This is a genomic window from Phenylobacterium sp. (assembly GCF_044372605.1).
Taxonomy (GTDB): Bacteria; Pseudomonadota; Alphaproteobacteria; order Caulobacterales; family Caulobacteraceae; genus Phenylobacterium.
This window is the reverse complement of sequence record NZ_JBILRO010000067.1, coordinates 1-13,778: the sequence shown is the minus strand read 5'-3', so window position 1 is coordinate 13,778 and position 13,778 is coordinate 1. Positions and strand designations below refer to the sequence as shown.

14 protein-coding genes and 1 pseudogene are annotated in these 13,778 nt (G+C 67.2%); 4 read left to right on the top strand and 11 right to left on the bottom strand.

What is annotated here, in order from left to right:
* Positions 1-19: 19 nt before the first annotated feature.
* Both ACIQ42_RS07785 and ACIQ42_RS07780 read right to left on the bottom strand, forming a co-directional pair.
* Positions 20-715: a VIT family protein gene (locus tag ACIQ42_RS07785; RefSeq protein WP_397421634.1), complete on the bottom strand. Its 696-nt coding sequence runs from the start codon at positions 713-715 to the stop codon at positions 20-22.
* Positions 716-736: 21 nt separating this feature from the next.
* Entirely contained in the window at positions 737-1,288 is a 552-nt protein-coding gene (locus ACIQ42_RS07780) for a cytochrome b (protein ID WP_397421632.1), read from the bottom strand.
* Between the two features lie 163 nt (positions 1,289-1,451).
* Here ACIQ42_RS07780 and ACIQ42_RS07775 point away from each other — a divergent pair, with 163 nt between their 5' ends.
* Positions 1,452-2,750, top strand: a complete 1,299-nt coding sequence (locus ACIQ42_RS07775) for an O-acetylhomoserine aminocarboxypropyltransferase/cysteine synthase family protein (RefSeq protein ID WP_397421631.1) — start codon at positions 1,452-1,454, stop codon at positions 2,748-2,750.
* On the opposite strand, the gene ACIQ42_RS07770 is transcribed toward ACIQ42_RS07775, so the two are convergent.
* A complete protein-coding gene (locus tag ACIQ42_RS07770; RefSeq protein ID WP_397421630.1) occupies positions 2,747-3,820 on the bottom strand; it encodes a hypothetical protein in 1,074 nt (357 codons plus the stop codon). The genes ACIQ42_RS07775 and ACIQ42_RS07770 overlap by 4 nt on opposite strands.
* A gap of 136 nt (positions 3,821-3,956) precedes the next feature.
* Here ACIQ42_RS07770 and ACIQ42_RS07765 point away from each other — a divergent pair, with 136 nt between their 5' ends.
* Both ACIQ42_RS07765 and dapE read left to right on the top strand, forming a co-directional pair.
* Positions 3,957-5,255, top strand: coding sequence for a cytochrome P450 (locus ACIQ42_RS07765; RefSeq protein ID WP_397421629.1), 1,299 nt, complete (start codon positions 3,957-3,959; stop codon positions 5,253-5,255).
* 76 nt (positions 5,256-5,331) lie between these two features.
* Positions 5,332-6,471: a succinyl-diaminopimelate desuccinylase gene (gene dapE, locus ACIQ42_RS07760; RefSeq protein WP_397421628.1), complete on the top strand. Its 1,140-nt coding sequence runs from the start codon at positions 5,332-5,334 to the stop codon at positions 6,469-6,471.
* Positions 6,472-6,474: 3 nt separating this feature from the next.
* Here dapE and ACIQ42_RS07755 read toward each other — a convergent pair whose 3' ends face one another.
* From ACIQ42_RS07755 to ACIQ42_RS07735, 5 genes are read right to left on the bottom strand one after another with little or no spacing between them, the layout of a single operon-like run.
* A complete protein-coding gene (locus tag ACIQ42_RS07755) occupies positions 6,475-7,317 on the bottom strand; it encodes a TIGR00266 family protein (RefSeq protein WP_397421633.1) in 843 nt (280 codons plus the stop codon).
* Positions 7,314-8,075 (bottom strand): tRNA pseudouridine(38-40) synthase TruA, encoded by a 762-nt coding sequence (gene truA, locus ACIQ42_RS07750; protein ID WP_397421627.1) that lies wholly within the window; start codon positions 8,073-8,075, stop codon positions 7,314-7,316. Before truA ends, ACIQ42_RS07755 begins: the two co-directional genes overlap by 4 nt.
* The gene (gene fmt, locus ACIQ42_RS07745) at positions 8,075-9,001 is read right to left on the bottom strand and encodes a methionyl-tRNA formyltransferase (protein ID WP_397421626.1); all 927 of its coding nucleotides are present in this window, start codon (positions 8,999-9,001) and stop codon (positions 8,075-8,077) included. Before fmt ends, truA begins: the two co-directional genes overlap by 1 nt.
* 47 nt (positions 9,002-9,048) lie before the next feature.
* Positions 9,049-9,555: a peptide deformylase gene (def, locus tag ACIQ42_RS07740; RefSeq protein WP_397399577.1), complete on the bottom strand. Its 507-nt coding sequence runs from the start codon at positions 9,553-9,555 to the stop codon at positions 9,049-9,051.
* A gap of 52 nt (positions 9,556-9,607) precedes the next feature.
* A complete protein-coding gene (locus ACIQ42_RS07735) occupies positions 9,608-10,825 on the bottom strand; it encodes a DNA recombination protein RmuC (protein WP_397399575.1) in 1,218 nt (405 codons plus the stop codon).
* Between the two features lie 75 nt (positions 10,826-10,900).
* On the opposite strand from ACIQ42_RS07735, the gene ACIQ42_RS07730 reads away from it, so the two are divergent.
* On the top strand, positions 10,901-12,145 hold the full coding sequence (locus tag ACIQ42_RS07730) for an MFS transporter (RefSeq protein WP_397421625.1): 1,245 nt from the start codon (positions 10,901-10,903) through the stop codon (positions 12,143-12,145).
* Positions 12,146-12,254: 109 nt separating this feature from the next.
* Here ACIQ42_RS07730 and recR read toward each other — a convergent pair whose 3' ends face one another.
* The 3 genes and pseudogenes from recR to ACIQ42_RS07715 form a co-directional block, all read right to left on the bottom strand.
* The gene (recR, locus tag ACIQ42_RS07725) at positions 12,255-12,857 is read right to left on the bottom strand and encodes a recombination mediator RecR (RefSeq protein ID WP_397421624.1); all 603 of its coding nucleotides are present in this window, start codon (positions 12,855-12,857) and stop codon (positions 12,255-12,257) included.
* A gap of 1 nt (position 12,858) precedes the next feature.
* Positions 12,859-13,185, bottom strand: coding sequence for a YbaB/EbfC family nucleoid-associated protein (locus ACIQ42_RS07720; protein WP_397399642.1), 327 nt, complete (start codon positions 13,183-13,185; stop codon positions 12,859-12,861).
* 3 nt (positions 13,186-13,188) lie between these two features.
* Positions 13,189-13,778, bottom strand: a pseudogene (locus tag ACIQ42_RS07715) (DNA polymerase III subunit gamma/tau); the annotation flags it as partial.

The following is a 13,778-nucleotide window of genomic DNA, read 5'->3' as shown; positions in this document are numbered from 1 at the left end:
TGATCCGGGCGCGGTCGAACTAGGCTGCCACACCGAACATCAGGCCGACGCCCGCGGTGAGGGCCATGGCGGCGGCGCCCCAGAAGGTCACCCGCAACACGCTTTTCAGCACCGGCGCGCCGCCCGCTCTGGCGCCGACGACACCCAGCAGGACCAGGAACAGGATCGAGGCGATGGATACCGCCGAGGTGATGGCGGCCTGGGGTGAGAAGGTCGCAGCGGCCAGCGGCAGGGCGGCGCCGACCGAGAAGGTCATGGCCGAGGTCAGCGCGGCCTGGATCGGTCGGGCCGTTGTGATCTCCGAGATACCGAGCTCGTCACGGGCGTGGGCGCCCAGGGCGTCCTTAGCCATCAGCTGGGTCGCCACCTGCCGTGCCAGGGCGGGCTCGACGCCGCGCGCCGCGTAGAGGCCGGCCAGTTCATCAAGCTCGAACTCCGGCTGGGTGGCCAGTTCCGCCCGTTCCCGCGCCAGGTCCGCACCTTCGGTATCGGACTGCGAGCTGACCGAGACATATTCTCCGGCCGCCATCGACATGGCCCCGGCCACCAGGCCCGCCGCGCCGGCCACCAGGATCTCGGTCCGACCCTGCGCGGCTGCGGCGACACCGACGATCAGGCTGGCGGTCGAGACGATGCCGTCATTGGCCCCGAGGACTGCGGCCCGTAGCCAGCCGATCCGCTGCACCAGATGCCGTTCCGCGTGAAGTCGACTCATCATCAGTGTGGCTCCGTCGGTTCAGGTGCGCCGGACCCAGAGCATACGCTGAACGGTCCTGTCACGATCCAGCAGCAGGTGCTTCACAGCGCCTCCGACGTGCAGGATGACGAGGGGCCAGAACAGCTTCGTCGCCAGACCGTGCACCTCTTCAGCCAGGTCATGCAGCCACACGATGCGGGTCGGAAACGGACTGGGCAGGCTGAACAGGTCAAACACGGCGATGGCCCGCGGCGCAGACCACACGGCGAGCGGTCCCGTGACGATCAGCACGGCGATCATCAACAGAAACAATCCCTGTACGAACCGCGCCGCGATCCGGAACCATCGGTTCCGCTCCAACGAATCCGGATGCGGCTGCGACAGGCTCCACAGCAGCCGCGCCAGCAGAAAGGTGAATAGCAGGATCCCCACCGAAACGTGGAGGGCCTGGGCAGCGACTTTGGCCGCCCGGTCCGGGGCGTCCTCCATCTGCTCGCCCGGGAAGTACATCGCCACGACGCCGACGGCGCTGATCCAGTGCAGGGCGATGGCGATCCAGCCGTACGCGGCCTTCGTGTTGATCAACGACATGTGGCGGTCTCCTGCATCCTGTCGCATGGGCGCAAAGGCGCGGCAGGGCCTTGATCTCGCGCAACGGGCCAAGTGACTGCGTGGAGCCTTTTCTGCGAGGCCACTTGCGCTAGAACGCTCGTAAGCAGCGGCGACGACCGCGATCTGCCCGAGGAAGCTATCGATGTCCGACGCCCCGCTCCACCCCGAGACCCTCGTCATACACGCCGGCTGGAGGGCTGATCCCTCGACGGGCTCGGTGGCGGTGCCGATCCACCAGACGACATCCTACCAGTTCCGCGACGCGGGCCATGCCGCTGCGCTCTTCTCGCTGTCCGAGCTGGGCAACATTTACACCCGCATCATGAACCCCACGACCGACGTGCTCGAAAAGCGTGTCGCGGCGCTGGAGGGCGGCGTGGGCGCTCTGGCTGTGGCGTCCGGGCAGGCGGCGTCGGCCTATGCCGTGCAGAACCTGGCGCGGGCGGGCGACAACATCGTGTCGTCCACCGCCCTCTACGGCGGCACCTGGAACCTGTTCGCCAACACGCTGAAGGACCAGGGGATCGAGGTCCGATTCGTTGACCCCGCCGAACCGGAAGCCTTCCGTCGCGCCACTGATGACCGCACGCGCGCCTACTACGCCGAGACCCTGCCGAACCCGAAGCTCGAGGTCTTCCCCATCGCCGAGGTCGCCGCCATCGGCCGCGAGTTTGGCATTCCGCTGATCATGGACAACACCGCCGCACCACTGCTCTGCCGTCCGCTGGATCATGGCGCGGCCATCGTGGTCTATTCCGCTACCAAATACCTGGGCGGTCACGGCACCTCCATCGGCGGCCTGATCGTCGACGGCGGCAATTTCGACTGGGAGGCGAACCCCGAACGCCAGCCCCAGCTCAACACGCCCGACGCCTCATATCACGGCGCCGTCTGGACCCAGGCGGTCAAACCGCTCGGCCCCATCGCCTACATCCTGCGCGCCCGGGTGATCCTGCTGCGCGACCTGGGCGCCGCCATTTCGCCGTTCAACGCCTTCCAGATCATCCAGGGGATCGAGACCCTGGCGCTGCGGATGGAGCGCCACTGCGCCAACGCTGCAGGGGTCGCCGCCTGGCTGGCCGCGCGCGCTGGCGTCACCCGGGTGATTCACCCCAGCCTGCAGACCGGCGAGGCCCGCGCCCGCGCCGACCGCAACCTGAAGGGCGGCTACGGCGGCCTTGTGGGCTTCGAAATGGCCGGCGGGGTCGAGGCCGGCGCCGCCTTCATCAATGCCCTGAAGCTGCTCTACCACGTGGCCAACATCGGCGACGCGCGAAGCCTGGCGATCCACCCGGCCTCCACCACCCATTCCCAGCTCACGCCCGACGAACAGGCCGCCACCGGGGTGACGCCGGGCTACGTGCGCCTGTCCATCGGCATCGAGCACGTGGACGACATCATCGCCGACCTTGATCAGGCGTTGAAGGCCGCGGGGGTCTAGAAGCCCAGCGGCCGGTAGGGTCCAAGGATCAGCTGTTCGAACACGCCCACACCCACCTGATCGTCCCGGCCCGGCTGTGACAGAGTGGCGCGGCTGATGGCCTGGATGTGCAGGTTGCCGGGATCGGCGTGGTCGAAGTTCACCGTGTCCAGGTCCTCGCGCGCCACGGCCAGCTCGCCCTTGAGCGCCCCGTGCCGCCACTCACCGCCATAACCGATGCCGCGCATCAGGAAGGTGGCGACAGGCTCGATCTTCACGGTGGCCTCGCCCTGCGCCAGGGGAATGATCAGTTTGCCGGACTTTGCGTGCCGTGTGCCGGGCAGGATTTCGGTCTCCATCACCGGGGCGTCGGAGTGATAGCCGCCCTCGGGGCCTGCGCCGTCCGGGAGGATCACAGCGCGGGTGTTCCAGGGCTTGCCGTCCGGGTCGGCGTTGATGTGGAAATAGACGGATGTGTCGGCGAAGTTCAGCGGGGTCCATTGCCAGAAGAAGCCGGTGATCCCGCCGCCGGGGGTAGGCTGTGTGTCGGGCGCGCCGACGGGACGGATCCCCCAGGAGCGGTCACGGGTGCCGACCCAGCCGGAAACCTCGATCCGCTCGCCGTCCACTTCCAGCCAGCCCGAGGCCCGCACGTTCTGCGTCAGGCGGGTGTAGTCCATGAACAGGCGCGGGCCGTTGCGCTTGACAAAGCGCGGCTCCTCGATGGGAAAGGCGCGGCCTTCGAAGGTGATCTCGCCGGCGATGCCCTCGGTCTTCTGGACCGTCACCTTCAGCTTCTGCAGGGGCTCCAGGATTTCGATGGCGATCGGCCCAACTTCAAGGTCCAGCCGTTCCATACCCAGGACGCGCGAGGCGTGCAGGCATCGCTCCTTGCCGTCCTTGACGATGGCGATGTGCGCATCGGCCACGTTCAGCGCTGGATAGACCCCGAAGGCGATGGCCGCGAACGCCGACCCATCCGGCGCATAGGCGTTGAAAAAGTAGCGGTCATAGAAGTTCCGGTCCGAACCTGAATAGGCGATCGGCTCGGGAGTCTGGTGGATCGGGTAGTCATCACCCTTGGTCAGCATCGCCTGGCGTCTCCGGTTGACGCGCGGTCACACTTGCGGGCCGTCGCGTTGGGGGTATCAACTCCCTTCAGGATACGAACAATCAGACGGCGTCGTCTCGCGTGACCTCACGTCAGGCCGCTGCCCCGGAGACCAAATGTCCGCCACCACCGCCGCCGACCACATGATCCCCCAGGCCCATGCCGATCATCTGGCGATGCCGGCCGCCTACGCTGACAACCGGATCCACGACACTTACCGCTGGCTGCGCGCCAACGAGCCCATGGGCATGGCCAAGATCGACGGCATTGACCCGTTCTGGGTGGCCACCAAACACGCCGACATTCTGGAGATCAGCCGCCAGAACGACCTGTTCCACAATGGCGACCGCGCCGCGACGCTCACCAGCCAGGCGGCCGACAAGCGCGTGCGCGAGATGATGGGCGGTAGCCCGCACCTGCTGCGCACCCTGGTGCAGATGGACGCGCCGGATCATCCCAAGTACCGCGCCCTGACCCAGGGCTGGTTCATGCCGCAGAACCTGAAGAAGCTGGAAGAGCGCATCCGCGTCATCGCCCGCGCCTCGGTCGACAAGATGGCGGCCAAGGGCGGCGAGTGTGACTTCGTAAATGAGGTGGCTCTGCACTTCCCGCTGCACGTGATCATGACCATCCTGGGCGTGCCCGAGAGCGACGAGCCCCGGATGCTGAAGCTGACCCAGGAACTGTTCGGCGCCACCGACCCCGAGCTTGGCCGCAAGCCGAATGAGGCGCAGACCACCGAGACGGGCGAGCCAGCCTTCGACATGGGCGTGATCATCGATTTCAACAACTATTTCAGCGCCCTGTCCGCCGCGCGCAGGGCCAATCCCACCGATGATCTGGCCTCGCTGATCGCCAACAGCCAGATCAACGGCGCGCCCATCTCCGACTTCGAGGCCATGGGCTACTACATCATCGTCGCCACGGCCGGCCACGACACCACCTCGTCATCGACGGCCGGCGCCATGTGGGCGCTGGTGGATAATCCTGGCCAGCTCCGCAAGGTGAAGGCCGACCTGTCGCTGATCCCGGGCCTGGTGGATGAATCCATCCGCTGGACCACCCCCGTGAAGACCTTCATGCGCACGCTCACCGCTGACACCGAGTTCGCCGGTCGCCAGATGAAGCAGAACGACTGGCTGATGCTCTGCTACGCCTCGGGCAACCGCGACGAAGAGGTCTTCGAGGCCCCCGACGAGTTCCGCGTCGACCGCTCGCCCAACAAGCATCTGGCCTTTGGCTACGGCGCGCACCTGTGCCTCGGCCAGCACCTGGCCAAGATGGAGATGCGCATCCTTTGGGAAGAGCTGCTGCCCAGACTCGAATCTGTCGAGATGGCCGGGACGCCTGCCATGAGCGAAAGCTTCTTCGTCAATGGCCCCAAACGCCTGCCCATCCGCTTCAAGATGAGCTGAGGATCGGCGGGGTCGCCATCGCGGGCTTCCCGCACCCCTCTCGCCTCCGGGCGGAATGACCGGTAAAGCGCGACGTATGATTGACGCCGTTGAACTGACCCGCGACCTGATCCGCCGCCCTTCGGTGACGCCCGCTGACGCCGGCGCCATGGATATCGTCGAGCAGACGCTTGCAGGGTTGGGCTTCGCCTGCCGCCGAATGAAATTCGGCGAGATCGAGAACCTCTACGCCCGCTACGGGACCGCCAGGCCCAACCTCTGCTTTGCCGGGCATACCGATGTGGTGCCGGTGGGCGATGCCGGCGCCTGGACGAAGGACGCCTTTGGCGCCGAGGTGATTGATGGCGTGCTGATCGGACGCGGCGCCGTGGACATGAAGAGCGCCATTGCCGCCTTCGCGGCTGCGGCCTCCGAGGCCATTGCTGCGGGTCAGGTCACCGGCTCGATCTCGTTCCTGATCACCGGGGACGAGGAGGGCGTCGCCACCCATGGCACAAAGCTGGTGGTCGAAGCGCTGGCCGCCGAGGGCGAGGTGATCGATCACTGTGTGGTGGGCGAACCCACCTCGGCCGAAACGTTCGGCGACATGGTCAAGGTGGGCCGGCGCGGGTCGATCAACACCGAGATCCTGGTGGAAGGCATCCAGGGCCACGTGGCCTATCCGCATCGGGCGGCCAACCCTGTGCCGGTGCTGGTGAAACTTCTCTCGGCGCTGCAGGAGCGCAAGCTGGACGAGGGCTATGCCGAGTTCCAGCCCTCCAATCTCGAAGTCACCATGATCGAGGCGCCCAACACGGCGACCAATGTAATCCCCGGCGTAGCGCGGGCGCGGCTCAACATCCGCTTCAACCCCAACCACACGGGCCAGCAGCTGGCCGACTGGTTCGAGCTGGAGGTCTGGCGCGCCTCAGTGGGCTTTGCCGGGAAGATCACGGTCACGCCCCAGATCAGCGGTGAGGCTTTTCTGACCGAGCGGGGCGCCTTCACCGACCTTGTGGCCGCCGCTGTGGCCGACGTCACCGGCGCGGCCCCGGAGCTGTCAACTTCAGGCGGCACGTCTGACGCCCGCTTCATCCGGGCGCTGTGCCCGGTGATCGAAGTGGGGCTGGTGGGCAAGACCATGCACCAGGTGGATGAGCGCGCCCCGGTCGAGGAAATCCGCACCCTGCAGAAGGTCTATGCCCGGATCATCCAGCGCTACTTCGCGCCGGCCTGATCCCTATCGATTGCCGCCGATCAGGTCGCCGAGCCCGCCCAGAACCGAGCCCTCGCCGCGGTTCCCGCCCTGTCCGCCCGCCGCCGCCAGCATCCGACCTGCCAGGCGCGAGAACGGCAAGGACTGGATCCAGACCTTTCCGGGGCCGCGCAGGCGGGCGAAGAACAGACCCTCGCCGCCGAACAGCACACTCTTGACGCCGCCGGCCATCACCAGGTCGAAATCGACGCTGGGCGTATAGGCGGCCAGGCAGCCGGTATCCACGTGCAGTTCCTCGCCGGCCGTCAGGGTGCGCTCGATCACGGTGCCGCCCATCTGGACGAACACCCAGCCGTCGCCCTCCAGCTTCTGCATGATGAAGCCTTCGCCCCCGAACAGGCCGGTCATCATGCGGCGCTGGAACTGGATACCGATGGAGACGCCGCGCGCAGCGGCCAGGAAACTGTCCTTCTGGCAGATCAGGCAGCCGCCCTGTTCCCCCAGATTGATCGGCAGGATTGCACCTGGCGTCGGCGAGGCGAAGGCCACGCGGGCCTTGCCCCCTGCGTTGTGGGTGAAGACGGTGGTGAACAGGCTCTCGCCGGTGACCAGACGCTTGCCGGCGCCCAGCAGCTTGCCCATGAAGCCACCTTCCGTGCCTGCGCCGTCACCGAACACGGTGGTCATGCCGATGCTGGCGTCCTTCCAGACAAGCGCGCCGGCCTCGGCCACGGCGCTCTCGCCGGGATCGAGCTCGATCTCGAGGAACTGGAGTTCCTGGCCCTTGATCTCGAAATCGATGTCATCGGCGACGTTGGCGTTGCGGTGATGAACCCAGGGGCTTTGTGTCATGGCGGAGGTCCTCAGGATGTTGAAGGAGATGCCGGCTGATAGCCGACGTGGGTAAGGTAGAGGCCGTCAGGCGGGGCCACCGGGCCGCAAGCCCTGCGGTCCCGCGCGGCCAGGGCGTCGGCGACGTCGGCCCGGCTCCAGCGCCCGACGCCCACCTGGGCCAGGGTGCCGGTCATGGAGCGTACCTGCCGGTGCAGAAACGAGCGCGAGGCGAAGTCCAGGATCACTTCCTCACCCTCCCGGCGCACCGTGGCGATGTCCAGGGTCTTCATCGGCGACTTCGCCTGACAGGCCAGGTCGCGGAAGGTGGTGAAGTCGTGGTGGCCCAACAACGCCTGGGCGGCGTCGTGCATGGCTGGAGCATCCAGCGGCTTGCGCACATACCAGACCCGTCCCTGATCCAGCGCCGGCGGGCTCTGCCGATTGAGAATACGATAGCGGTAGCGCCGCTCGAGAGCCGAAAACCGTGCATGCCAGCCCTCGGGGGCCTCGGTGGCCTCCAGTACGCTGACGGGCCGGGGCATCAGGTGGGCGTTCAGCGCCTTGCGCACCGTGTCCGCCGGCCAGTCCCGGGCAAGGTCGACATGGACCACCTGACCGGTGGCGTGGACGCCGGTGTCGGTCCGGCCGGCCGCCTGGACCCGGACGGTCTCACCGCTGAACCCCAGAACGGCGGCCTCCAGCGCGCCCTGCACGGAGGGCAATCCGGCCTGGGTCTGATAGCCGCAGAACGGACGGCCGTCATATTCGATCAGGAGGCGATAGCGCGGCATCAGCTCAGCCGAACGCCGGCGGCCACCGGCGTCCCCCGGAGGAAAACCTCAGCCTCCTGCGGGCCGCGGCCCTCGCGTTGCACCCTGAGCAGGCGCACAGCGCCCTGGCCTGTCGCCACCAGCAGCCGGTCGTCGAGGGTGACGCCTGGCGCGCCGCCAGTGTCCTCGAACGCCGAGAGCAGAGCTTTTACGCGCACAGGCCCTTTCTCGGAGGGCAGTTCGAACCAGGCGCCCGGCGCCGGCGACATGCCCCTGATCTTGGCGTCCAGCACGGGCCCGGGCTTTGTCCAGTCCAGCCGCGCATGCCTGGGGCTGATCTTGCGGGCATAGGTGACGCCCTCCCTGGCCTGAGGCGTTTCCACGGCGCGCCCGGCGGCGATATCGGCCAGGGTGCGGACGAGGAGATCCGCGCCAATCGGGGCCAGCCGTTCAAACAGGGTCGCAGTCGTTTCCAGAGCGTCGATCCGGACCGTTGCGGTGGCCAGAACCGGGCCTTCGTCGAGCCCCTCGGTCATGCGCATGACCTGCACGCCGGTAACCTTGTCGCCGGCCATGATCGCCCGCTGGATCGGCGCGGCGCCTCGCCAGCGCGGCAGCAGCGAGCCGTGGAGGTTGAACGAGCCCAAGCGTGGTGCGTCGAGCACCCCGCCCGGCAGGATCTGACCGAACGCCACCACGACGGCGGCGTCGAGGTTTAGGGTGGCGAAAGCGGCGATCTCGAGGGGGTCGCGCATTGAGGCGGGCGTGCGGACCGTCAGGCCATGGCTGTCGGCGAAGGCGTGAACCGGCGAAGGCTTCAGGTCATGCCCGCGCCCGCGCGGCGCCGGCGGCTGGGTATAGACGCACGCCACCTCATGCCCCGCCGCCAGGATGGCGCTCAGGCTGGCGACAGCAAAATCCGGGGTGCCGAGAAAGGCTAGACGCATGGCCGGGGTTTAGCGCGTGGACGGGGCGAAGGCGAGGATCGCCCGGCTTACGCCCGAACCAGCTTCTTGACCTTCTTGATCGCCTGCTCGCGCTTCAGCCGGGACAGATGATCGATGAACAGCACGCCTTCAAGGTGGTCCATCTCGTGCTGGATGCAGACGGCGAACATGCCGTCGGCGTCTTCCTCGACTGCCTCGCCCTGATAGTTCAGGTACTTGAGCTTCACGCGGGCTGGCCGTTCGACCTCATCATAATACTCCGGCACGGAGAGGCAGCCTTCCTCGTAGGGTGCGGTGTCGTCCGAGGCCCAGACGATCTCGGGATTGACGAAATAGCGCGGCGCCGGGGGTTCGTCCTTGCCCGCCAGATCCATCACAATCACCCGCTTGGGCACACCGATCTGCACCGCCGCCAGGCCGATGCCCGGCGCGTCGTACATGGTCTCCAGCATGTCATCCATAAGGGCGCGCAGGGCGTCGTCGACCACATCAACGGACGTCGACACCTGTTTCAGCACAGGGTGGGGGACGACAAGGATCTCTCGGATAGCCATGGCGCGGACGTAAGGTCGCGATCTGCAGGCGTCAAGGTGCGTGACCCTGGCGCTAGCCCTCGTCGCCGGCCACAAGTCGCACCGGTGGGGTCTCGCCGGCGGGCAGTTTGGTCAGCGGCCGCACGGCGCTGTCCAGCGGCTCCAGCACGGCGACGGTTTTGCCCTGATGGTCGACCTTGAGGTCTTCGAAGCGGCGCGCCTGGGTCAGCACCTGGGCTTCCAGAGAGCCTACGAACTGATTGTAGCGGCCAACCGCCGTCTGCAGCGCCTTGCCCATGGCATCGGCATGGCCGCCCATCACCGCGATGCGCTTGTAGAGTTCACGCCCCAGCTCGGCGATTTTCTGGGCGTTGGCGGCCTGCTCCTCGACGCGCCAGCCGTAGACCACGGCCTTGCAGAGCGCGAACAGGGTGGACGGGGTGACGATCACCACCCGCTTGTCCATGGCCTCATTCATCAGGTTAGGCTCGCGGTCGAGCGCGGCGGCCAGGGCGGAGTCCAGCGGCACGAACATGGCCACGAAGTCCGGCGAAGCATCGAACTGGTCCCAGTAAGCCTTGGCCGAGAGGCCTGAGATGTGGCTGCGCACGCTCTGCACGTGACGGATCCCGGCGGCGTCGCGGGCGAAGTCGTCCACGGCTTCCTGGATTTCGAGGAAGGCGTTCAGTGAGCACTTGGCGTCGATGACGAACAGGGCCCCGCCTGGCAGGCGCACGGTTACATCAGGCCGGCGGCGGCCTTCGTCGGTATCGGTGGAGGTCTGTTCGTCGAAGTCGTAGCGGTTGGTAAGGCCCGCGGCCTCCAGCACATTGCGCAGGGTCTGCTCGCCCCAGCGACCCTGCACGCCAGCGCCGCGCCGCAGGGCGCTGGAGAGCTTGCGGGCCTCATCCTGGGTGGCGGTGGCAGCCTGCAGCATCTGGGCGATCTGTTCCTTCAGGCCGCCGGTCTCCTCAGCGCGTTGCTTCTCCACGGCCGTCACCTGCTCCTGGAACTTCAGCAGGGTGTCGGCGACGGGCTTGAGTTGCGCCTCCAGCCGGGCCTGGGCCAGCTGCTCGCGGCCCCGCACCGCCTCATCGTTCTTGCGCAGGATCTCCTCGGCGACACTGGCCGCCGACTGGGTCAACTGGTTGCGAACCAGCTCGCCCTGTTCCTGATAGAGCGCCAGCCTGAGCTCGGCCGCCGCTGCCCGACCGCGTTCACGCAGAGCCCAGGCGATGGCGATCGCGGCGGTCAGAGCCAGCAACATGATCATCAGCAGCATCAGGTTCATGCTGTGTTCCTAGCGACTTAGGTGAGTCGGGACCAGCCGTGTCAGTGTCCGTGAAAAGGGGATCGGGGGAACACCATGACGACGGAAACGGCGGCGAAGCCGCTGCGCGAGGCTTTCAGCCCATTCATAGTGCCGCTGCTCGCGGCGGCGGTGTTCATCAACTATGTAGACCGGGGAGGTCTGGCCACCGCTGCGCCGCTCATCAAGGACGAACTCGCCCTCACCTCGACCCAGATCGGTATCCTGATCTCGGCCTTCTTCTGGACCTACACGCCGGGGCTCGTCCTCTCCGGCTGGATGGCCGACCGTTTCAACGCCTACAAGACCCTGGCTGCCGGTCTGGCGATCTGGTCGCTGGCGACCTTTTTCAGCGGCTTCGCGGCAGGTTTCGTGGCCCTGCTTGTGCTACGTTTGCTCCTGGGGGTTGGCGAAAGCGCCGCCTTCCCGGTCAGTTCGACCCTGATCGCGCGGCATGTGCCCGCAGCCCGCCTGGGCGCCGCCAACGGCCTGATCATCGTCGGACTGTCCCTCGGGCCGGCGGTTGGCATCTTCTTCGGCGGACACCTGATGGAGACGCTTGGATGGCGCGGGGTCTTCATCATGTTCGGCGCCATCTCCCTGCTCTGGCTTGTGCCCTGGCTGTTGGTGACGGGCAGACTCACGGACCGGGGCGCTGCAGATCATGAGCCGGGCGCGGGGCCGTCCTTTCCGGATATCTTCCGGCGCCCGGAGCTCTGGGGGGCCAGCCTTGGCCACTTCTCGGTCAACTTCGCCTTCTACTTCGTTGTCTCCTGGATCCCGCTCTACCTTGTGAAGTCGCAGGGCTACACGCTGGGAGAAATGGCCAATGTGGGGGGCGGCCTCTACCTGGTCTATGCGGCGGGTTCGTTCCTGAGCGGCTGGCTTTCAGACCGCTGGATCGCGACCGGCGCGACGCCCGACCGGGCCCGCAAGACCATCTTTGTGTGCGCCCATCTTGTCACCGCCGCCGGGCTGCTGGCCTGCGCCTATGTGGCGCCACAGGTGGCGATCGGATGCCTGTTCGTCGTCGCCTTCGCCCTGGGCGCGGTCGGTCCGCACATTTTCGCCACCGGTCAGACGCTGGCCGGGCCCAAGGCGGCGGGCAAGTGGATAGGGGTGCAGAACGGCTGGGCCAACTTCGCCGGCATTCTGGGACCGATCATCACCGGCATGATTGTTGACAGCACGGGGAGTTTCCAAGCCGCGTTCATCGTCACGGCGGCGGGCGCCTTGCTGGGCGTCGCAGGCTGGGGCCTGATGATCCGGAAGATCGAGCCGGTCCCCTGGAAGGCGGACTAGAGCCTGTCCGGTTCAGATGGAATCATCTGAATCGGATAAACAGGCTCGTTATCATACGTTTAGAGCACGACGGGCGCTTGAACCGGTATCCACTTCAAGCTGTCGTGCTCTAGGCCGGTCGTCGCGCGCGGATGGCGTGGGCGATGGTGCCGTCGTCCAGCCAGTCCAGTTCACCGCCGACAGGAACGCCTCGCGCCATCATCGAGACCGAGACGTTACACGCGGCCAGCCGTTCGGCCAGATAGTGCGCCGTGGTCTGGCCGTCGACCGTGGCTGGCAGGGCCAGGATCACCTCGGAGGTATGGTCGCGCGCGGCGCGCTCCATCAGGTCGTCGACGCGCAGAGCCTCCGGCCCCACACCCTCCAGCGCGGAGAGCAGACCGCTCAGCACGTGGTATCGTCCGCGAAACGCCGCGGCGCGTTCCATCGCCCAGAGCGCGCCAACATCTTCGACAACGCAGATTAGGGCGTCGTCGCGGCTCCAGTCGGCGCAGATGGCGCAGGGGTTCTGGGTGTCCAGCGAGCCGCACTCCTCGCAGGTCTGCACCAGCCGCGCGGCTTCACTCAGGGCGTCGGCCAGGGGGACCAGCAACTGATCGCGCCGCTTGAGCAGCGCCAGCGCCGCACGACGAGCGGAGCGGCGCCCCAGTCCTGGAATCTTGGCCAGCAGCGTGACGAGGCGTTCGATCTCTGGTCCGGCGGACGAGGCCATCTCAGAACTTCGGCATGCCGGGAATGTTCATGCCGGCCAGCGGCCCGGCCGCCTCGCGCATCAGTTCGCCCTGGGCGGCGTCCAGCTTCCGCTTGGCGTCGGCGTGGGCGGCGACCATCAGATCGGCCACCACTTCTCCCTCGCCCGGCGCCATGAGACCGGGATCAAGCTCTACGCGCGCCAGTTCGCCCGATCCGCGCAGCACCAGTTTCACCATGCCGCCGCCGGACGTGCCCTCCACCTCGATAGCGGCAATTCGTTCCTGCGCATCGGCCATCCGCTGCTGCATGGCCTGGGCCTGTTTCATCAGGGCATTGATGTCCATCAGCCGTTACTCCTCGTCATCATCGTCGACCTCGGTCGGGGCCACGCCCTCGATCGCCGGGGTCGGCGCCAGGTTGCGGACGCCGATGATCTCGGCGCCGGGAAAGGCTTCCATCACGGAGCGGACGAAGGGGTCCTGCTCGATCTCGGCGCGGACCTCGCGCTGCTCGCGCCGTTGTTTCTCCCAGGCGCTTTCGGCGCCCCCGCCGCCTTGCGCGGCGATCAGCCAGCGCTCGCCGGTCCACTCCTTTAGCCTCGCCACCAGCCGCTGGGCCAGATTGACGGGCGCGCCGGGGCCGGGTTCATACTCGATGGCGCCCTGCCGGAAGCTGATGGGACGGATGTAGCGCTCCACATCCATCTTCAAGGTCACATCCCGTCGACGGTCGATCAGCGCCAGGAGGTCCTCGAAGGTGTTCAGGACTGCGGCTGGCTCTGGAGAGGGCGGGGCCGACGGCATGGGCTGGCGGGCCACCGCATTCGTGGCGCTGCGCGCTGCAACGCCGCCGCCCCCGCCCCCGCCGCCGGCCGGGCCGCCGCCGAGTGGCCCGGTGCCCGGAAGTTCACCGGCCTGCAGCCGCTTCAAAGCCTCCTCCG